At 29.4% G+C, this 19,853-nt stretch carries 16 protein-coding genes and 2 pseudogenes; 13 read left to right on the forward strand and 5 right to left on the reverse strand.

Features of this window, described 5'->3' with window-relative positions:
• Positions 1–168: 168 nt before the first annotated feature.
• Positions 169–813, forward strand: a pseudogene (istB, locus tag LGK97_RS17100) (IS21-like element helper ATPase IstB); the annotation flags it as partial.
• A 284-nt stretch (positions 814–1,097) separates the two neighbouring features.
• On the opposite strand, the gene LGK97_RS17105 reads toward istB, so the two are convergent.
• On the reverse strand, positions 1,098–3,632 hold the full coding sequence (locus LGK97_RS17105) for an HlyD family efflux transporter periplasmic adaptor subunit (protein ID WP_226261001.1): 2,535 nt from the start codon (positions 3,630–3,632) through the stop codon (positions 1,098–1,100).
• Entirely contained in the window at positions 3,613–5,862 is a 2,250-nt protein-coding gene (locus LGK97_RS17110) for a peptidase domain-containing ABC transporter (RefSeq protein ID WP_226261003.1), read from the reverse strand. The genes LGK97_RS17105 and LGK97_RS17110 overlap by 20 nt, the downstream gene beginning before the upstream one ends.
• Positions 5,863–6,119: 257 nt before the next feature.
• Between LGK97_RS17110 and LGK97_RS17115 the strand changes: the two genes are divergently transcribed.
• The 3 genes from LGK97_RS17115 (at position 6,120) to LGK97_RS17125 (ending at position 7,578) form a co-directional block, all read left to right on the forward strand.
• On the forward strand, positions 6,120–6,305 hold the full coding sequence (locus LGK97_RS17115; protein WP_226261005.1) for a hypothetical protein: 186 nt from the start codon (positions 6,120–6,122) through the stop codon (positions 6,303–6,305).
• A gap of 99 nt (positions 6,306–6,404) precedes the next feature.
• Entirely contained in the window at positions 6,405–6,566 is a 162-nt protein-coding gene (locus LGK97_RS17120) for a hypothetical protein (RefSeq protein WP_226261007.1), read from the forward strand.
• A 721-nt stretch (positions 6,567–7,287) separates the two neighbouring features.
• Entirely contained in the window at positions 7,288–7,578 is a 291-nt protein-coding gene (locus tag LGK97_RS17125) for a hypothetical protein (protein WP_226261009.1), read from the forward strand.
• Between the two features lie 183 nt (positions 7,579–7,761).
• On the opposite strand, the pseudogene tnpA reads toward LGK97_RS17125, so the two are convergent.
• A pseudogene (tnpA, locus tag LGK97_RS17130) lies at positions 7,762–8,220 on the reverse strand (IS200/IS605 family transposase).
• A gap of 179 nt (positions 8,221–8,399) precedes the next feature.
• Positions 8,400–9,269, reverse strand: coding sequence for a CPBP family intramembrane glutamic endopeptidase (locus LGK97_RS17135; RefSeq protein WP_226261011.1), 870 nt, complete (start codon positions 9,267–9,269; stop codon positions 8,400–8,402).
• 267 nt (positions 9,270–9,536) lie between these two features.
• On the opposite strand from LGK97_RS17135, the gene LGK97_RS17140 reads away from it, so the two are divergent.
• The 9 genes from LGK97_RS17140 (at position 9,537) to LGK97_RS17180 (ending at position 16,901) form a co-directional block, all read left to right on the forward strand.
• Positions 9,537–10,028 carry a CPBP family intramembrane glutamic endopeptidase gene (locus LGK97_RS17140; RefSeq protein ID WP_226261013.1) on the forward strand — a complete coding sequence of 164 codons (492 nt, stop codon included), beginning with the start codon at positions 9,537–9,539 and terminating at the stop codon, positions 10,026–10,028.
• A 57-nt stretch (positions 10,029–10,085) separates the two neighbouring features.
• Positions 10,086–10,586, forward strand: a complete 501-nt coding sequence (locus LGK97_RS17145) for a CPBP family intramembrane glutamic endopeptidase (RefSeq protein ID WP_226261015.1) — start codon at positions 10,086–10,088, stop codon at positions 10,584–10,586.
• A gap of 15 nt (positions 10,587–10,601) precedes the next feature.
• Positions 10,602–10,799, forward strand: coding sequence for a type II CAAX prenyl endopeptidase Rce1 family protein (locus LGK97_RS20050; RefSeq protein WP_413228448.1), 198 nt, complete (start codon positions 10,602–10,604; stop codon positions 10,797–10,799).
• A gap of 90 nt (positions 10,800–10,889) precedes the next feature.
• Entirely contained in the window at positions 10,890–11,084 is a 195-nt protein-coding gene (locus LGK97_RS17155) for a hypothetical protein (protein ID WP_226261017.1), read from the forward strand.
• Between the two features lie 261 nt (positions 11,085–11,345).
• Positions 11,346–12,164, forward strand: coding sequence for a CPBP family intramembrane glutamic endopeptidase (locus LGK97_RS17160; RefSeq protein ID WP_226261019.1), 819 nt, complete (start codon positions 11,346–11,348; stop codon positions 12,162–12,164).
• A 252-nt stretch (positions 12,165–12,416) separates the two neighbouring features.
• The gene (locus tag LGK97_RS17165; RefSeq protein WP_226261021.1) at positions 12,417–13,508 is read left to right on the forward strand and encodes an HpcH/HpaI aldolase/citrate lyase family protein; all 1,092 of its coding nucleotides are present in this window, start codon (positions 12,417–12,419) and stop codon (positions 13,506–13,508) included.
• Complete coding sequence (locus LGK97_RS17170; RefSeq protein ID WP_226261023.1) at positions 13,453–14,829, forward strand: phosphoribosyltransferase family protein; 1,377 nt, start codon at positions 13,453–13,455, stop codon at positions 14,827–14,829. Before LGK97_RS17165 ends, LGK97_RS17170 begins: the two co-directional genes overlap by 56 nt.
• Before the next feature lie 66 nt (positions 14,830–14,895).
• Complete coding sequence (locus LGK97_RS17175; RefSeq protein ID WP_226261025.1) at positions 14,896–16,035, forward strand: cysteine protease StiP family protein; 1,140 nt, start codon at positions 14,896–14,898, stop codon at positions 16,033–16,035.
• Positions 16,036–16,052: 17 nt separating this feature from the next.
• The gene (locus tag LGK97_RS17180) at positions 16,053–16,901 is read left to right on the forward strand and encodes an HAD family hydrolase (protein ID WP_226261027.1); all 849 of its coding nucleotides are present in this window, start codon (positions 16,053–16,055) and stop codon (positions 16,899–16,901) included.
• Positions 16,902–16,998: 97 nt separating this feature from the next.
• On the opposite strand, the gene LGK97_RS17185 is transcribed toward LGK97_RS17180, so the two are convergent.
• Positions 16,999–19,776, reverse strand: coding sequence for a calcium-translocating P-type ATPase, PMCA-type (locus LGK97_RS17185; RefSeq protein WP_226261029.1), 2,778 nt, complete (start codon positions 19,774–19,776; stop codon positions 16,999–17,001).
• Positions 19,777–19,853: the final 77 nt, after the last annotated feature.

The raw sequence follows: 19,853 nt of genomic DNA on the forward strand, positions 1-19,853 counted from the left end.
TACAGTAGCTTTTTAACAATTGAATATTTCTTCTGAAAATTTCTGCATCATGTAGGCTTGTTTGCTATGCCTATTTTTCTCCCCAACTGCTCTCCGAGCATAAAACCTAGGGCACTATAATTACTTTATAGAAACTCAAGTTTTTCATATTAGTTTCCGTGGCTACTCGAATTATCCTTCGAAGAAAGATTCGGCTTACTAGTTGATACTGAATGGGCTAGAAGAAAAAACAATAAATTATCGGGACTCATCAGAAAATCAGAAATTCACTTTACTGATGCTTGCATTGAAGATATAGAGTACCATGCCGACAGGCAGTTAGATAAAGCTGAAATAATTAGACTATCAACATGTAATTATATTCAGGAAAAACATAACATAATAATTCTTGGTGCTTCAGGTGCGGGAAAGACTTACATTAGTTCTGCCTTCGGCATAGCAGCTTGTAGAAACTTTTATACTGTTAAGTATGTACGTCTTCCTGATTTATTAAACGAACTTGCTGTCGCAAGAGGTGAAGGAATTTATAAAAAAATAATGAAGCAATATAGGAATGTTAGTTTATTAATTATTGATGAATGGTGCCTAGTACCACTTACAGACAGCGAAGCTAGGGACCTTCTAGAGATAGTTGAATCTCGACACAAGGTAGCATCAACAATATTTTGTTCTCAGTTTCCTACTGCTGCTTGGTATTCTAAAATTGGCGAAGGTACTTTAGCTGATGCCATATTAGATAGAATTATATACGATTCATATACAATAACTATCCAAGGTGAGGATTCCATGCGTAAACGCAAGGGTATCAAATAATAAAAATACCACCCTCATGTTAGCCAAGTGGCTCTACTTGCGTGAGGGTGGCTCATTTAGAGCGTCGGTATGGCTCAATGTACTGCGCACGAGTGGTTCAAAACGATTGAAATATTCAGTTTTTCCCCTTTTTTTCAGCTGTTTTGCATTTAAAGTGTATGCTCACATTCTTTCAGTTATATGTTCTTTAAATGACTAAAACTAAAAAAGTTATAGACATTAGTCCATACCTCTTTTAGTTGAATAAAATACTACGTTAATATTACAGTCTCAAAGATGATAATTTAATCCTTTAAATTTATTTTTTCAAGAAGATAATATAAAATTTTCTTTCGTTTTGTTATTATTTGTGCCTCACAGGACATTCCTAATTTTAATTCTGATTTTTTACCTTTATAACTATATAAAGGTATATTTTCCACATAAGATTCTACAGCATAATAGCTATTTCCAGATTGCTGGTCCACCTTTGCATCCGTACTTATTTTAACAAGTGTACCTGTAAGTTCACCATACTCTTTATATGGAAGTGCCTCGAAATGATATTTTACTTTATCTCCTACTCTTATATTTGCTATATCCTTATTAGATAAGTACAACTGAACTTTATACTTAGCGTTATTATCTGGAATAATTGTAGCTATTTCAGTTCCGCTTTGTAATAATTCTTGAACAGTTACATCTTTAATAATATTTACTACTCCATCCATGGGAGCCTTTACATTACAATCATCTATATTAATATTAATAGATTTTAGGTTTTTATCTAATTCTTCTATTTTGCTTTTATTAACTTTTATATTTTCGTCAATACTAACTAATGTATCTATTTCGTACTTTGACATCAGAGTCTTAGAATATTCTATATTAATCTCTTCTAAACTGGAATCTTCAAAATTTAGCTCTAACTCCACTCCCAATGTTGGTAGAATTTTTATGTTTTTATCAATTTCAATGCTAATATTTAATAAACTCTCATTATTAAACTTAGACATATTTAATTTTTCATCTTTAAGTGCAATTTCAGTTTGTTCTAATTCTTTTTTAATATTTATAATGGAATTTTTTTGTTTTACTCCAATGTCTTTTATTGTTTTCTCACACTGATCTACATTATTCTTAAGTTTACTTATATTGGAACTATAAGCTATGTATTTGCTATAATACTCCTTATTATTGCTTGGAAATGTATTTATACCTTTATTTATAGATTCTTCTAAAATACTAAGATTTTTAAGGGTTATTTCAATATTACTTAATTGATTTTTATTTTTTGATAAATTTAAGTTTAACTCTTGAATTGTAGTTTCATTTTCTTTAATACTATTATTAAGACTTAGTAAAAACTCATTTTTGTATTTTTCTAAACTTGTATAAGCATTATCCAATTCGCTATTTCTATAACTATTTATTATTTGTTCAATACTATTTTCAAGTTTTTTTACATCCACCTTGTAATTTAAAAATCTATTATAATACTCTAAATTAGCTAATGAAAATAAGTTTCTATCTTGATTAATGGATTGCTCCAAAGTCTGTAAATTAATAATCAGTTGTTCTATCAATATTTTTTTTGGTGAAGAAGCATCTAAATCTGCTATAACTGTTTTTTCATCTAAGATGCTTTTTCTTATGTTTAACATATATTCATTCTTATACCTTTCTAAATCTAATTTAGCATTTTCTAAAGTTTTTTGACCATATATATCTGCCGCTACTGATTTTGCATTGTTTAATTTTTGTAAATTATAGTTATAATCTTTATATTGTCTATAATATATATTATTCTCTTGCACTTTATTTTTAGCAAACAAATCAGTATTTTGTTTTATGGCGTTTATTATAAATTCACGGTAATATTGGGAGGAAGTTAAATCATCTATTTTATTATTTATTAATTTTATATTATATTGAGTGTCTTTCAAAGTATTATTATTACTGTCGATTGAATTTACAATAGTAATAATATAATCATTTTTATATTTTTCTAACTCTGTTTTTGCATTAAGAAATGCTATTCCTCCATCTTCTAACTCACTATCATAATTTACTGAGGTTTGTTTTTCCTTTTCCTTTATAACCTCTAAAGCTATTATTCTTTGAGCTACTGTATTTTCAAGCTTTTCAATGCTTGATTTGTAATCTACGAATTTGTTTTTAAATAAACTATCATCCTTTGCATATAAATCTTTACTTTTTGTTATAGACTCTTGAAGTTTTTTTAAATGCTTTATCTCTTGTTCTGTATTACTAATTTGCATATCCAATTTTTTTTGATTCAATGATTTGGTGTTTTTAGTTTGTTCCAAAGTAATTTTTGATTGCTTATTCTCTAATCTTAACTTTTCATTGTCTAAATGGTATTTTAAATATTTATAATAATAATCTTTTTCCTCTTCTTTACTATTATCAAAGCAATTTTTATTATCAACAATGCTTTTTCTTAACTTAGAAAGGCTATCATTTTCCTTTTTAACCTTTTTAAATTCATCAAAAAAAGTTTTTTGTTCTAATGTAAGATTGCCATATTCTATGGTATATAAAACGTCCCCTTTTTTTACCTTTTGACCGTCCTGTATATTTATACTTTCTACTTTTCCAGGTATTTTGTTAATAATCTTGCTTACTTTTTCGTTAGGTCGTACTACTCCATTTGACTTAATTACTATATCTATTTCTCCAAAATACGACCACGCTATTGAAATCACTAAAAATGCAATTAAAATATAAATTAGCATGGTAGTGAAGGGATGAGGTTTTGCTTCCAATAATTCTTTGCTATCTGTTATATCTTTTAGGTTATATATTACGTTTTTCATAAATATCCTCTCCCACATCTTCAGTTACTGCTACTTCGCTACAATCATTAACCCCATAACTATCTGGAAGTTGCTCCTTCCAAAGTTCATAATATCGCCCTCTTTTATCTATTAGTTCTTCATGTGATCCACTTTCCATAAGATTACCTTTATTCATAACACAAATGGTATCGCATCTCATAATTGTACTTAATCTATGGGCAATTATGAGTGTTGTTGTATTCTTACTAAATTCATACATTGTTTTTTCTATAGCTTTTTCTGTGATTGAATCTAGACTGCTTGTAGCCTCATCCATGATTAGTATATCTGGTTTTCTAAGTATTGCCCTAGCTATTGCAATTCTCTGCTTTTGTCCTCCTGAAAGATTAGATCCACTCTCCTCGACCATTGTATCATACCTTAATGGCTGTTCATTTATGTAATCATGTATTTTTGATTTTTTACAAGCTTCAACCATTTTTTCAAAATCAACTTCTTCATTTCCAAAATATAAATTTTCTTTAATTGTTCCTTTGAATAAGAATATATCCTGTGATATATATGCTATTTTATCTCTCAACGCCTCTATGTTTATATCCATTATGTTGTAACCATTTATTAAAAGCTCGCCTTTTTCACATTGATAAAAATTTAATAAAAGCTTTACTAATGTTGTCTTACCAGATCCACTTTCCCCTACAAGAGCTATTTTTTCTCCTGATTTTATATGTAAATTTAAGTCTTCAAGAATAAGCTGCCTTGTTCCATATCTAAATGAAACATTTTTAAATTCTATATCACCTTTTAAAGAAGCTGGATTTATCTTTTTATCCTCATCCTTGCTTTTTTCTAATTCAAGATCTAATATCTCCCCAAGTCTATCTGCAGCTACCGTAGCTGTTTTAAGTCCTGACTGAAGGTTTATTAGGTTTTCAATAGGGTCTAGAAAATAAGCGAGTAATGCATTGAATGACAAAAGTTGTCCTACTGTTAATTTCCCTTGCATAACTTCATATGTTCCTATCCATAATATAGCAATTCCAAATATAGCTCTTATTCCACCCTCTAGGGAACTTTGAAGATTACCAATACATTCGCTTTTGAAAACACTTTTTAAAAGCTTTATAAATCTTTTTTCCGTCTCACCATTAACTTGCTTTTCTGCATTGAATGCCTTTATAGTTTGGATACCATTTAATGATTCAACTAAAAAAGAAGTTAATTTTGAATTATCTTCCATAATTCTTCTGTTTACTTTTTCTAGAGGTTTATTAAACGAAAAAACAATAATTCCATATAAAACTAAGGGAACCAAAGTAAGAGTAAAAAGCGTACTGTTTTGAGTATAAAGAAGCACTCCTCCAAAGATAACCATAAATGTGTCTATCATAATGGTAAGGGTAGCTCCCGCAATAGCCTCTCTTATTTTTGATGCATCATTAAATCTAGATATAATCTCACCCACTTCTCTTGTACCAAAGAAATTCATAGGAAGTTCAATAACGTGGTTATAGTACCCAAGCATCAATGGTATATCTAACCTCTGACTTAAGTATAGAAGAAGCTGAGTTCTAAATGCCCCTAGTAAAATCTTAAATATAGTTAATACAATTATTCCAATGGAAAGTATGTGTAAAGTTTTATTTAATCCATAGGGAAGTATATCATCGATAATAAACTTAAAATAAAAAGAACCTATTATTCCTAATAAGGTTAAAACTATAGACGCAAAAAATATATTTATCATTAATTTTTTCTGAGGCTTCAGAAGATGAATAAATCTTGAAAATAAACCTTTAGTCTCATCCCCTTTTTTAAACTCAACATCCGGAACCATAAATATCAATATACCTGTCCATATTTTAAAAAACTCTTCTGGAACATATTTAACCATTCCCTTTGCTGGGTCAGCCACTAAAATCTCTTTTTTGCTTACCTTATGTATGACCACATAATGCAGTAGTGAACCATCTATTACTACATGAGCAATACAAGGCAATGGAAACTCACTAAAAATATCTTCAGGTTTTGTTACCCTAACTGCCTTAGATGAAAATCCAACCTTTTCAGCTGCTTTTATAAGCCCCAAAGCGCTAGTCCCCTGCTTATCTGTTCCTGCAGTTCCACGTATTTTAGAAATAGGAATTTTAAGCCCATGCTGTTTTGCTATAGTTGCTAAACAAGCAGCTCCACAATCTTTATAGTCATGCTGCTTAATACATACATATCTTTTAAAAATATTTTTCATTAGTAATCCTCCATTTATAATATGTAACTTTCAACATATAATTAATTATATGATTAGTTTTTATAGTGAATATTATATATAAAATACAATGCAAAAAGTTAAACTCACCCTAAACGTTGGATTTTTGACCCTGAATGAATGTGGTAATGATGTATTTTTATGTTATACTTTAAATTATCAAGTAGCTATTTGAGAATAATTAAAACCTTGTACGAGGATAAATAACATAATAAACATACAAAGGAGATTGATGAACAATGGTAGAATTAAGTCAAAATGAGTTGATAGATGTTAATGGTGGTGGTGGAGATGACTTCTCACATGACTTAGGTGTATTTGTGGGTCGCAAACTTCATGACCTTTATGATAAGGCAATGAGCAATTCTGAAGAAAGAAATAATAATAAAGAGTACTGGAGATATAAAAAGGGTGTCAATGGATAATGTGTTATTTACTTTTACTATTTAAACTGTAATATAAGTATTCGTTATTATATTATTCAAAACTTTGTAATATTAAATTAATTTGGAGGTTATACCATTATGGAAAATATAAACTGTATTGAATTGACAGAAAATGAATTATGTGATGTTCACGGCGGGAGTGTATTAGGAGGCATAGCTTTATTTGGTGGAGTTGTTTGTGCTATAAATGAAACTTATAAATTTGGAAAAGGCGTCGTTGAAGGTTGGAAAAATAACTAATTAATGTAAAAATAAAGCTAAGTTTTTTATTTAAACTTAGCTTTACTTTATTGTGTAAATATATTTCCGTTCTTATAGTTCTAATAATGTATAAACTCAAAAACATCAACTTACTTTTGTTGTAAAAACCCGATTTAAAACCTTATTAATAAATCGATTGTTCTTGAAATTATGCATAAAGTTGAAATTGCTTTGTATTTTCAAAAAAAACAAACTAATCAAACATTAGTGCTTAGAAAATACTCCACAGTACTAAATAATTTAATCGAGGTGAACACATGAAAATTTATTCTGAAACACTCGCATATATATTAATTATCCTTATGTTATTATCATACGGTATGATTAAATACACAAAAAACCCTATAATAATAATTATTATTATTATTATTATTATTATTATAATTATAATTATAATTACTATAATTATTAAAATGAACTTATTGCATAATAAGATTTTTATTTTTTTTATCATTTTATCTATATACATTTTATTAAGCTCTATTTACTTAGTTCTAAAACAATAACTATAACTTGCAAAATGTTTCCCTTCCCCATTTCGGCAGACATAATAGACTCGTTTTATACTAAAAGTGAAGAAAATGATATATATATCTAAACAATATAGTGCAGAATTTAAACTAGGATCTGTAAAAAGACATAATAATTCAGGTAAATCATTAACAACTGTAGCTCAGAGTTAGAAATAAAGTCAACAATTATGCCTGTTTTGGTGAATAAGTATAGAAAGTCACCTGAAGCACCTTTTCCTGGTAGTGGCAATCTATGTCCAGAGGCCGAGAAGTTATCTTCCCTAGGGTTAGTATTTTTCTCCTGTAGTCTAGTAAATTTATTAATGAGTAAATTTCCAAGCTATAGTGAAACAAGTAAAGTTATAGCCTCAAATACAAATTGTGCTTTAGGTGTTATTTCAATTATACCTGTATCTGAAGATGTTTTATTCACTATCCCTCATGTAACTATGCTCCAAGGAATTTATACGCTTATATAAATAATTTATTATTTCTACCTTAATTGCAGCTATACTGTTCTCAATTAAATTTTTAATTATTCGAAACATGGACAAATATCATTATGAAAATCATAGTAGAACTCAACAACCACCTACTGAAAGTAGGTGGTTGCTTTTAGGACTGAAAGTCCTTTTTCGGCTGAAGCCGACTAAAGTTTAATACTAAAAGTATTCTAAAGTTTGCGAGTTAACTCCCTCTGTAGCTTTAAATGTATCGTCTTCATCCTTGCCTTGATTTTCTATATATTGTTTTATCATTTTTTCAGTTACACTTTCAACTGTTGCACAAAAATATCCTCTTGCCCATAAGTGCTGTCCCCAATATCTCTTTTTTAATTCTGGAAATTCATCTTGTATTAACTTTGATGATCTACCTTTTAAGTATTGTACTACTTTTGATGGTGCTATACTTGTTGGACATGATACCAACATATGGACATGATCTGTTGTTATATTTCCTTGTACAACAGTTATACCCATTGCCTAACATCCCTGTTTTAATAGGTCTCTTAATCTGTATTCTATTGGCCCTTTTAATATTTGATATCTATATTTTGTTACCCATACTATGTTATATTTTATATCATATACAGTATGAGCATCTTTTCTGTAATCTACCATTTTTATCACCCAATATAATTTTACTGCTTTATCATATTTACTGCAACGTTAAAGCATCCTTAGTTTCCATGCTAAAAGCTAACCGACTGAAAGTCGGTGGTTTTAACCTTACACATAGAAAATAAAATCTCCATAAATATCGCTGAATTAATATGTATAATCATTCTATTTTATTTATATCAAATTTGAGTATTAATATTATTAGTTGAATCTAAGATATGTTTATTTTTTGAATAGTTTTTTAAAATTACTACTCCTAACAACAAAAAATTAAAACCTAGTATAATAAACCACAACGGTTGAAACTGAACAACATTGCCTATATCAGTATTGAATCCCTTGATTTTTATATTAAATATATAACTCAAAATTCTTGGTAATAAATTATAAACTGAGTGAGCAATTATACATTCTATAATTGAATCTCCTTGCAATCTAATCCATGAAAGAAATAAGCCCATAATAAATGCAGTAATTAAAATATAAATATTAAAGTGCATTGCTGCAAATATTAGTGAGGAAACGATTACTGAAACTTTTTTACTGTAATTCCTCAATAAACCTGTTAATATGACTCCTCTATATAAAATCTCTTCTAATATAGGTGCAAAAACTCCTACATAAAGAACTGATCCTAGAAGACTTATCTTTCCTCCAAAAATACAATTGTTGTAATTATAACTTTCATTACTTCTAGGAATAATGAACTCTAATATGTTACTAACTTCTGAAAAAATAATTCTAAATCCAATGATAACCAATAATATAGCAATAATAGATATTCTATTATTATTTTTAAAACTAAATAAATTTATAATTGTAAATTCCTTTTTTCTACAAACATAAATTATTATAACTATATCAGCCATACTGTTAATAAACCCTCTAATGTATGGATTTGTCATATTACTACTTCCCATAAATATTCTAATTATAATATCTATACTAAGATTAATAAATATTAATAATATACTTATCGTAAAACAATAAGTTATAGAAAAATCTTTTTTAGATTTCTCTTGATTGAGATTTTCACATCTTAAAGCCATATTAATTATTTCCTTTCTTAACTTATAACAATTTCACAACCTGGTTTAGCCTTACTATCCTTAACCATACTTCTATATCCTAATAACTACCTAAATCATACACTAACTATTTATTTAAAACTACAGAAACACCCTAAACGTATGCTCCGACAATATAATTCCATGCTACAATATGTATAAATACATATTTACTACATTAATATGTTCATTTACATATAATTTTAATAATTAGTTTTATATACCATATTTTTTTAAGGAGTGTTCTAAGTGAGTTATTTATCAAAAATTCATAATTTTTTCAAAAATCTTTCTACTCCTAAATTCATTATAATAATGACACTTTTAACTTTTGTGATTTTGATACCATTTTATCCGATTTTGCATTTTTTAAGTTCTATATCAAAAACACCTAATGCAAGACCACTTGCATATCCTTCACTTTTTATATATAAAGTTTTTGTAGGCTGTATTATAGCACCAATTTGCGAAACATTAACATCACAAACTCTTATAATATACCTAGTTTGTAAAATACATAAATTAAAAAATAATAATATAATTGCTATTTTTATATCTGCCTTACTATTTGGGTTAGGTCATTATTATAGTATTAGCTATATGTTTCAAACCTTTATTGTGGGGATACTTTTAGCATATTCTTATGTACTTTATGAAAATAAACCTGAATCACCTTTTTGGGTAGTATCTGCTATACATTCACTTAGAAATTTTATTTCTGTAGCAATGATGTATTTTTAGTTTTCATAAATATTAATATATAAAAATCTTAAATATATAGATAGGATGGTATAATGCATGAAGCGTTTAATAAAATTACATAATTATTTATATAAATTACCTAGAATTAAGTTTATTTTATTAATGCCAATTATTACATTCTTTTTTAATCGATTTTTAATGGTACCTATATTTTTAATAACACAAAAACTAGGTCATTATAATATTTCAGGCCCATCTCAAGATAATATCTTAATTGATATACTATTTATACTTATAATCTCTCCATTTATAGAAACTTTACTATTTCAGAAACTTATAATAGACGAATGTATTAAGACTTTTTCGCAAAATAAATATAAATATTATATTTCTATATTTATATCCTCAGTATGCTTTGGTTTTCTTCATGTTATGTATGGCATATTATATTCATTATCAGGATTTTTAACAGGATTATTTTTATCATATTCATATACTGTGTATAAAACTAAAAATAACAAACCAATTTTAACTACATCCTTGATTCATAGTGCTTTAAATATGATTGGACTTACATTTACCTTTATTTTAAAATGATTTACTATAATCATTATTCTTATATCTGTCTTATTTTTCGGATTAAGTCATTGTTATAATATTAAATATATTTTTCAAACCTTTATTATTGAAATACTTTTAGCATATTCATATGTATTTTATAAAAGTAAGGTTCAATCACCCTTTTGGGTAGTGGCCGGTATACATGCACTTAGAAATTTTACTTCTGTATGTCTCTTTTATATTTGGTGAGTATATGAATGCTTTTATAGCATATTCTCATTTGCAATGACATACTTTTAGTACGCTTCCATTATTAATCTTTTTTTGAAGGGAGAAATTATGACAAATTACATTGTTTTAGCTTTAGACGCAGGTATAACCACTGCTACAGTTAGTGTTGCTTTTCATTTTATGGACAAGTATTACTTTAGAAATCATAGCAAAGATAAAGTACATACTTTTTATGATTTATCTAAACTTATAATTTTTTTTGCAAGCTCTTTTTTGTATTACTTAATTATAAAATTCATTTAGGCTCTATAATCTATTTAAAAATTAATACTCCATTAATAAAGTTACATTTACTTTATTAGTGGAGCATTACTAAATGGATATCCTAATTTATATAACTTGATAACTATCTAAATTAAACGCTAAATACTTATTTAAAACTATAAAACACCCTAACCGTAGCTTATTTCATCCTAAACGCAAGTCTCAACAATATAATTTCATGTTATAATATGTAATAAACGCAATCTTATTGAAAAAGCTTGAATAACTAGGAGGGTTAATATGAAATATCTAAAAATGCTTGGTAGAGTAATTTTATACTTTATGATTTATATATTTACTACATTTATATGTTCAATTGCATATGGACTAATTTATAGTGTAATGAATGTTGGTAAAGTTAATCAATCTGAGCTTACTGCACTAATATTAAAAAATCAATTTTTAGTCGCTGCTGTTGCTGGCGTTATAACTTTGGGAATTTATGTGCTAATGTTTAGAAAAAAAGAGCTAAACTTATTTCAACTATGCAAGTTTAGAAAATTAAGTTTGAAGAATTCTTCAATAATAATATTGTCCTGTATAGGATTGGCATTTGTCTCTAGTAGTTTAGTAAGTTTATTAATTAACAAATTTCCAAGCTATAGTGAAACAAGCAATGCGATAGCATCAAATACAAACTCTGTTTTAGGTGTTATTTCAGTTGTTTTAATAATTCCTATATTTGAAGAGGTTTTGTTTAGAGGACTAATTTTTAATGAATTGAAAAACCACTTAAATATAATCATAGCTATAATTCTTCAAGGTGCTATATTTGCTCTAGCTCATGGAAATATGCTTCAAGGAATTTATACATTTATCATGGGGGTTGTTATAGCTATCGTATATAATAAAATCCAATCAATACTAGCACCTATGTTGTTTCACGTATTGTATAATCTATTTGGCTCTATTGTAGTACCAGTTATAATAACTGCCATTGGTGGTTATCATATAGCGTTTCTAGTTTTCGGAACAATTATGTTAATCATATCTTTAATTCTTTTATTCAAGAACAATGTTGATGTAGTTACAAGTCATAATCTAGCTGCTGAACTTTAGAGTAACTTCAAAACTAAATATTCACAAATTCATAATAATAAAAATAGTGAAGTCTACTGTATAATGTACCATATAGAGTAGACTTCACTCCTTTTCATTGATTTTATAAACATCTAAAGATGTTTTTCAATATTAAGTAATTACTGTGTGCAATATGTAACTTTACTTGGATATATGTTATAATTAAATATTACAATCAGTCCTAGTTGTTATATTTCAACTGCGGATTAATTTACTAAATGGAGAATGATTATGCGTTATTTTAATGATATTGATACTTCACAAGATATGTTTTATAAATCCCCTTCATCTTATGGACTATTTTCTTCTAAGGAAGAGTTATCCTATGCTTTAGGTGCGTGCTTATATATGCCGGCAACACGTCAGAATTTGCTTAAGGACATACTTTCTAGCAAAAACATGGGTGCCCATACCATTACTATTTGCATTGAAGACTCTGTATCTTCAAATCAAGTTGTACAAGCTGAAAGTAATATTATTAGTCTTTTTAAAAGTATAGCCATCCTTTTAGAAGACAATTGTTCTTTTGCTCACAGCCTTCCTCTAATATTTATTAGGGTTCGGAATATTAATCAATTTCAAATGCTGCTAAAGAAATCACCTCTCATGGGCCTTTGCGGTTTTATCTTTCCTAAATTTGATACTGAGCTTGGTGAGAAATATTTTTCTATACTAAAAGAATATAATATATCAAATAAAAGGACTCTATATGGAATGCCAATTTTAGAAAGCCCCAGTATAATACACAAAGAAACTCGAATAGATGAACTAATTAAGATAAAGCATATCCTAGATGGATACAAAGACTATGTTCTAAATATTCGAATTGGTGGAACAGATTTTTCTGGGTTATATAGTCTAAGGCGAAGCAAAGACTTTACCATATATAATATAGCAGTAGTAAGTGACTGTATTAGCGATATAATAAATGTTTTTAAGAGAGACGGCTATGTAATCTCTGGGGTAGTTTATGAATATTACAGTAAATTTTTAGACCTTGACAACAATATTCTTATTAAAGAAACTCTCTTAGATAGGGCTAATGGATTAACTGGTAAAACAGTTATACATCCAACCCAAGTGACTATAGTAAATTCTCTTATGATAGTTTCTAAGGAAGACTATATTGATGCATGTAATATTTTAAACTCACCTCTTAATGGAGTAATTAAGAGCGATTACTCAAATAAAATGAATGAGATAAAACCCCATGAAAAATGGGCTAGAGAAATACTGTTAAGAGCTAAAATAATGGGGGTATTTGAAGATGGAAAATCATTCACAGACTTATTGCAATGGGTTAGTTCATTACAATATAGATAATAGCTTAGAAATATTGCTTAATATAAAAGAAAATAAATGCAACATACCAGTGTCCAAACTCTTTACTATGTCAGCAAGAGAAAATAAAAATAGAGATTTTCTCTTTGTAAGCAAGGTTATAGGAAAACATATTCCAATGCTTCCAGATACCCTTAATGTAATTGGTGGTATTTTAGCACGTCTTTGGATTAATGAAAGAGAAGACTCCACTGACTATCCTACTAACGAATTAATAGATGCCCTTATTTCTTTAGATGCATCTCATGTAACTCAAGGACTCGGCTTAGAATGTGCTGGAAAAGATACTGACTCTTATAATGATCCAATCAACATGAAACGTATCCATAATATTTTAAATACACCAATAAAATTAAAGAATAAAACTCTTTTTATAGGTTTTGCAGAGACAGCCACAGGTCTTGCTCAAGCCGTATTTCGGAATTTTACTAATGCCTCTTACATTCATACCACACGAGAAAAAATAACTTCCATAGAACCTGCTTTGTTTTTTAACGAGGAACATTCTCATGCAGTGGAACATTTAATTTACCCCTACGAGAATGACTTCTTCAGTAAATTTGATGACATAGTTTTAATAGATGATGAGCTTACTACAGGCAAATCTGCCTTGAATTTAATAAGATGCCTTCCCGGGAAATATTTTGGAATAATATCCATCTTAGACTGGCGAAATGCGGATAACTATAAAATGTTTCAGGATGAAAAAAATATAGATGTTAGGGTATGTTCATTGATAAAAGGTGATATTAAATGTAATAAATCAAAAGATATTATTAGTGACACTATAATTTGCCCTTCTAGTTCTACAAAGTTAATTCCATCTAAAGATTATGTATTTGAAATAGCTGATAGCATTGAAAGCTACAACAAGGCCACCGGAAGATTTGGAATTAACTCAGAAGATAATGAGATGATTTTAGACGAAATCAAATCCATAGCAGAAGTTTTGAAAAAGGAAAGAACTACAGGCAACTGTCTTTGCATGGGAACTGGCGAGTTTATATACCTTCCTTGTAGTATAGGTGCACTTCTTGGAGATAATGTTTATTTTCATTCCACCACAAGAAGCCCTGTTCATGCTAGAAGTATAGCTTCTTATGGAAATAAAAATAAGGTTGCTTTCCAAAGCCCTGAGGATGACACTATAACTAACTATATTTATAATATCCCTGATAACTTCTATGAGCAGGTATTCTTCTTTTCTGAAAAACCTTTAACACAGGAGAAAAAAGAAGAACTCAATAGGATCTTTTCTTATTTTCATGTAAAATCTATTATATTTATAGGCTGGAAAGGTTGATATTTCAGTATCGCAGATGATTAACATCTTTGAAAAAGATGATTAATAAGAAAGAGGTGTATTTAAATGAATCCCTGTACTTTTTCAGGAAGCTATCCAGTGGAAGATGCTATATTCCTTCTTAAGGACATATCTGAACTGATAGTGGAAGAAGATAATGAATTTAGAGAAAATGCTATACAAAGTGGAATACATTATTCTGAAATGTTACCTATAGAATATATTCCCTCAAAAGAATATATGGATATTTTCTATAGTACCCTAGAGCAATCAAAAGTTAAACTTGCTTCACTGGTATGCGTACTAAGCGAAAAAATTATAGCTGAAAGAGGGATGAACATTGTTTTGGTTTCCCTTGCTAGGGCTGGCACTCCTATTGGTATATTGATTAAAAGATATATAAAGTTTAAATATAATATAACTGTCCCTCATTACAGCATTTCCATAATCCGTGATAAGGGAATAGACAAAAATGCACTTATGCATATATTAAAGAATCACCCCTCCTCAGAAATACAGTTCATCGATGGCTGGACAGGCAAAGGTGTTATTCAGCATACTTTAACAAAAGCTTGTAATGATCTATATGAAGAATTTAATATTACTTTAAATTCAAATTTGGCTGTATTATCTGACCCTGCCCATTGCTGCATTATGTACGGAACTAGGGAAGATTTTTTAATTCCAAGTGCCTGTCTTAATTCTACAGTCTCAGGTCTTGTAAGTAGAACTGTACTTAATGATAAATTCATTAGTAGTAATGATTTTCACGGCACAAAGTTTTATAGTGAATTGTTACCCGTAGATGTTTCTAACTTCTATATAGATGAAATATGTAATTGTTTCAATAGTATAGATGAAAAGTATATAGACATGCTGTCAGATACAGATAATGCTTCAGAGGTTGCTACTGATATTTCCTTTGATGATGAATTTCTACAGTGCAAGGGCCTTCTGGATATGGAAAGCATTAAAGACAAGTTTCAAATTAAAAGTATAAATTTTATAAAACCAGGAATTGGCGAAACCACACGGGTTCTCCTAAGAAGAATACCTTGGAAGATACTAGTTGATTCCTTTGAAAATCCAAATTTAAAACATATATTTAAGTTGGCCGAGGAAAAGAACATACCTGTAGAAATATATACAGATATGTGTTACTCCTGTTGTGGCATTATAAAGTCTAAAGAAAAAGAAGATATATAATCAAAGGATGTGCTTTTATGATATTTGCCTCGGACCTTGATAGTACTATCATATATTCTTCAAGGCATTGTAAACTAATTAATGAAGAAAAACTCTTTCCCGTGGATTTTTATAAAGATAAATTCAGTTGCATAACTAAATCCATGGACTATACACTACAACTTATAAATGAAAGTATGCTATTTATACCTGTTACCACTCGTTCGCAAAGTGAATATACAAGGATTAAATACTTTTACGAAGAAATAAAACCTAAGTATGCAGTAGTTGCCAATGGTGGTATCATCCTTAAGAATGGTCTAGTGCTTAAATCTTGGTCAGATATAATTTCTAGTAAGGTTAAGAAAACTGTGTCTGCTCAAGATATGATAAAGCTATGTAGTTTCTTTTTAGAAAGTACTCTGGTGAAATCATATAAAACCTGTGAGGACTTGTTTATTTACTCTATTATAGATGAGGACAAGCTAGACAATATGATTTATTTAGGTTATTTAAAAGAATTAGATTCTATTTGCTTAAAGCATAATTATAGCCTATCAAAACAAGGGCGAAAGGTATATATGGTACCTAATTGTATAAATAAATACGATCCTATAAACTACATAATGCAGTTAGAAGATATAAATATGCTAATAGCTGCTGGTGATTCTCTATTAGACTACCCCATGATTAAGCATTCAGATTATGGGATAATACCATCACATGGAGAATTGCTACATAACTTCCCTTTAGATAAGTTTACTGATAATGTATATATTACTAAAGAATCCGGTATATTTGCGGGAGAAGAAGTCTTAAGCATTGCACATCAAAAGTTCCTTGAATTTAATGGTATCTCCAGAGGTGAGGTATGCTCTTATATTTAACATAAAAGACCCATGCAGTTGATTTTACTCAACTACATGGGTCTTTTAGATTTACTTACTAATGGACATCTAGCCTACTTGTTTTCATAGGAAACTACTAAGCTGCTATCTTTCCATCTGATTCTAACTCAACCTGCTTTTCTTTTTTTGCAAATGGTCTCATAATTAATTTTACAACTTCATTAACCACTATTACAAGTGAAGATAAAGCAAGTATTTTTAACCACATAGTAGCTGTTAACGGTACTGCATTAAAGAAGTCTGCAAATACTTCAGTTACAAATATTTGTACTACTGCAGTGGCTGCAATTATCTTTAAGAATATAGTATTCTTTGTAATATTCTTAAAGATACTATCTGTTCCAAATTCCCTACAGTTAAAGGCATTGAATAATGCACTAAAAGCAAATAATGCGAATAGTACTGTCTGCATTTCATTTGAACCTACAGCTCCTTCTTTCGGGAATCCTGCTCCCAATATGTCAAATTTCATTTGTATCATAATAATAGAAGTTATATACAAAGCATTGAAAATCATACTTTGCATCATTCGTTTAGTTATGATGCTTGCATTTCTATTTGTAGGTTTTCTGTTTAGCACTGCATCTCTTACTGGTTCAAGTCCAAGAGATAGTGCTGGTGGTCCATCCATTATAATGTTAACCCATAGCAGTTGTATTGTAGTAAATGGCATTTGAAAGTCAAATATTACGGATAAAATTGCAGTTAAGAAAGCAATTATATTCACAGTTATCTGGAATTGAATAAACCTTTGGAAGTTTTCATAAATACCTCTTCCCCATTTAATTCCCTTTACAATAGTTCCGAAACTATCATCTGTTAAGATTATATCTGCTGCATTTTTGCTAACTTCAGTTCCGGCAATCCCCATAGCTATTCCTACATCTGCTTTTGTAAGAGCTGGAGCGTCATTTATTCCATCTCCTGTTACTGCTACTACTTCTCCATTACTTTGAAGAGCTTCAACTATTCTCATTTTTGTATCAGGTTTTGAACGTGCTACTATTGAAATAGTCTTTATTTCTTCTCTAAGTTCCTCTTCAGATAATGTATCTATATAAGTAGCTTCTACTGCCCTAAAGTTACCTCCTAGTAAGCCTAATTCTTCACCTATGGCAATAGCTGTATTAATGTTATCTCCCGTAAGCATTTTTGTTGCAACCCCTGCTTTTCTAGCGGTTTCTACAGCTTCTTTAACTTCAAGTCTTAACGGATCTTTTATGCCTACAAATCCTGTAAACACTAAATCTTCCTCTAATGTACCGTTCTCTGTTGCTATTGCTACCTCTTCGTTTATATTCCCATAGGCAAAACCAAGAACTCTCATAGATTTTCTCTGTAACTTTTCAATCTCATCTAATATTTCACTTCTTCTTGCTGAATCTAACTCTACTTCCATACAATTAACATGTTCATATTTACATAGTTCTAGAATGATTTCTGGCGCACCTTTTGTTAATACTGTGTTACCTTCATCGCCTTCTATAACGGTACTCATTCTCTTGTTCTTTGAACTAAATGGAATTTGATGAGCTATTTTTGCACTTTGTCTTTCTTGCACATAATCACAATGATCATTATATAAAAGAAGAGCACATTCTGTTGCACTACCTAAATATTTAACTTCTTTATCTTCCTTTTGAATATCTGCTGTTGAGTTTACAATACAGTTATCAAGAAAGTAGTTATTTTTATCGCTTAATTCATCTCGTTCTTTAAATTTTCCATTTAGATAAACCTTCTCTACAGTCATTCTGTTTTGAGTAAGTGTCCCTGTTTTATCTGAGCATATTACGCTTACAGATCCTATAGTTTCACAAGCTTCTTTCTTAGTAACTAATGCATTTATCTTAGCCATCTTTTGCATAGTTATTGCAAGTGTCATATTTATCATTGTTGGAAGTCCTTCAGGAACAGCTGCAACAATTAAAGCAACACATACAACAAAGGCAGTTTTAACTGGTCCAATAGAATCTAGAAATGCAAATACACCCGAGGTATCTACTGCTAAAGTATTTGCTAAAACCATCTTTATAATCATAACTATGAATAATACCGCAGCAATAGCGCTTGATATTTTTGAAATATTCGTCCCTAAATCTCCAAGTTTTGTTTGAAGTGGTGTTTGAAGATCACTTTCCTCAAGGTTCTTAGCTATCTCACCCATTTCAGAGTTATCACCAGTAGCTGTAACTACAAAGGTAGCTCTACCATAAGCAATTAATGTTCCTCCGAAAACCATATTCTTTTGTTTTGCTGGAATAGGATCTTGTACAATATTTTTGCCCTTAGATTCTATACTTTCCATGTCAATTATAATTTCTGCATTTTTGTTTACATCCTCAGACTCTCCGGTAAGTATATCTTCTCTAACCATTAAATCTATACTAGTTATAAGTCTTCCATCTGCAGGAACCATATCACCTGTCTCAATTGAAACTATATCACCAGGTACCAAATCACTTTTACTTACTTGAATAATCTTACCATTACGTAATGCTTTTACCTCTATATTCTCTGTCATCTTTGAAAGTGCGTCTGCAGCCTTTTGTGATTTCCCTTCAGTAAAAATTCCTATGCTAATTCCTACCGCTACAGCACCTACTATACCAATAGCATCATGAAATTCTCCTACTAATGCGCTAATTCCAGCTGCCACTAACAGAATTATCATCATAGGTTCAGTTAGTGCTTCCTTCACACTGTCCCATATAGATCCTTTTTCTTGCTTAGTAAACTCATTAGCACCATACTTCTCTAATCTTTCCTTAACCTCTAAGCTCGATAATCCTTTACTACTGTCTACCTTAAGCTCTTTTAATACTTCTGAGCTTTTTTCATTAAAGTATTTCATATTATCCACCTTTCTGTAATTCTTATAATTTTCTTTTACATTAAAATGTAGAAAATGATAAATACCTCACTTTCTAC

The organism is Clostridium sp. CS001 (assembly GCF_020443565.1).
GTDB lineage: Bacteria > Bacillota > Clostridia > Clostridiales > Clostridiaceae > Clostridium_AD.

What these genes read in the sequence shown, in the direction of transcription:
- LGK97_RS17185 (WP_226261029.1), bottom strand. Translation starts at nt 19,776, where the DNA reads ATGAAATACTTTAATGAAAAAAGCTCAGAAGTATTAAAAGAGCTTAAG.
- LGK97_RS17165 (WP_226261021.1), top strand. Translation starts at nt 12,417, where the DNA reads ATGCGTTATTTTAATGATATTGATACTTCACAAGATATGTTTTATAAA.
- LGK97_RS17125 (WP_226261009.1), top strand. Translation starts at nt 7,288, where the DNA reads ATGCCTGTTTTGGTGAATAAGTATAGAAAGTCACCTGAAGCACCTTTT.
- LGK97_RS17170 (WP_226261023.1), top strand. Translation starts at nt 13,453, where the DNA reads ATGGAAAATCATTCACAGACTTATTGCAATGGGTTAGTTCATTACAAT.
- LGK97_RS17180 (WP_226261027.1), top strand. Translation starts at nt 16,053, where the DNA reads ATGATATTTGCCTCGGACCTTGATAGTACTATCATATATTCTTCAAGG.
- LGK97_RS17120 (WP_226261007.1), top strand. Translation starts at nt 6,405, where the DNA reads ATGGAAAATATAAACTGTATTGAATTGACAGAAAATGAATTATGTGAT.
- LGK97_RS17145 (WP_226261015.1), top strand. Translation starts at nt 10,086, where the DNA reads ATGAAGCGTTTAATAAAATTACATAATTATTTATATAAATTACCTAGA.
- LGK97_RS17115 (WP_226261005.1), top strand. Translation starts at nt 6,120, where the DNA reads ATGGTAGAATTAAGTCAAAATGAGTTGATAGATGTTAATGGTGGTGGT.
- LGK97_RS17160 (WP_226261019.1), top strand. Translation starts at nt 11,346, where the DNA reads ATGAAATATCTAAAAATGCTTGGTAGAGTAATTTTATACTTTATGATT.
- LGK97_RS17110 (WP_226261003.1), bottom strand. Translation starts at nt 5,862, where the DNA reads ATGAAAAATATTTTTAAAAGATATGTATGTATTAAGCAGCATGACTAT.
- LGK97_RS17175 (WP_226261025.1), top strand. Translation starts at nt 14,896, where the DNA reads ATGAATCCCTGTACTTTTTCAGGAAGCTATCCAGTGGAAGATGCTATA.
- LGK97_RS17105 (WP_226261001.1), bottom strand. Translation starts at nt 3,632, where the DNA reads ATGAAAAACGTAATATATAACCTAAAAGATATAACAGATAGCAAAGAA.
- LGK97_RS17135 (WP_226261011.1), bottom strand. Translation starts at nt 9,269, where the DNA reads ATGGCTTTAAGATGTGAAAATCTCAATCAAGAGAAATCTAAAAAAGAT.
- LGK97_RS17155 (WP_226261017.1), top strand. Translation starts at nt 10,890, where the DNA reads ATGACAAATTACATTGTTTTAGCTTTAGACGCAGGTATAACCACTGCT.